Origin of the sequence: Escherichia sp. WS1265, from assembly GCF_046487585.1 — a bacterium.
GTDB lineage: Bacteria > Pseudomonadota > Gammaproteobacteria > Enterobacterales > Enterobacteriaceae > Escherichia > Escherichia coli.
In genome coordinates, this window is the sequence record NZ_JBJQJE010000083.1 from 1 (window position 1) to 973 (window position 973).

At 50.1% G+C, this 973-nt stretch carries 1 pseudogene; it reads right to left on the reverse strand.

The features are described from left to right. Positions 1 to 973, reverse strand: a pseudogene (nikB, locus tag ACJHX3_RS24915) (IncI1-type relaxase NikB); the annotation flags it as partial.

Below are 973 nucleotides of genomic sequence, written 5' to 3' on the forward strand. Positions count from 1 at the left end.
GTTTTCCAGCCGTCCTTCCCGTGCCATTTCCGGCAGACGTTCTCCAAGATGACGACAGGCATACTGCTGCAGACTTTCTGTTTCAGCGATTTTTTCCGGGCGAACATCAGCTGCAATGAAGTCCGGATTATAGCGTCCTGGTGCGTCCACCTGGCTGAAAATGTCTTTTGGCACTGGCGTGTAGTCACCCATTTTTTTCATGAGTTTTTCTGTACACCAGGAGGGACCAAACGAGTCAAGCTGTACACCTTCCCTGTTGCGATCCCAGCCATCCATCACCAGAAATTTTCCGTCCATCTGAGACAGGTACAGACCATCTTCAGCAAGACGACGATGCATGGATAACCAGTCATGTACAGGTTCACTGCGTAAACCAGCGACCGCTGTCTGCGCAACATACTCGCGAAAAGTTTGTTTTTTTCCGCGTGTCCAAGCGTTCTGGCGATCACGTTCAACGGCAGTTTTACGAACGATACGATTTCCCGGCGCATGGACCCAGCAACCGTTATCCGGAGCAAAACCATGCTTCAGTTCAAGCTCACGGCAGGCACGACTGAGTTTTTCCTGACTCCAGGATAACCGATTCAGATAACCCGTTTCAGGGTGTACCCGGTTAACAGCCACATGGACGTGCAGATTATCTGTATCAGTATGCACGGCAGAGACATACTGATGGTCGGCAAGGCCGAGTGATTTCAGCGTATGACGTACACTGTCATAAATCTGTTCCGGACGCGGGCTTTCATGTGACTGCCAGGAAAGGATGTAGTGAAAAACAGGGTCAGTGTCATCTTTTGCATAGTGAGCCTGCCGGGCAATGTACTCCATATCTGCAGCAGCAGTTTCAAGAGATGTACAGTTGTGAAAGCAGGTGACACCATAAAAGTTGACCCATTCGCAGCCGTCCTTCATGACATCAACCAGCGCCACGAATGACTCATTTCGAAGACGTGTCGCATAATCAACAAGGCGA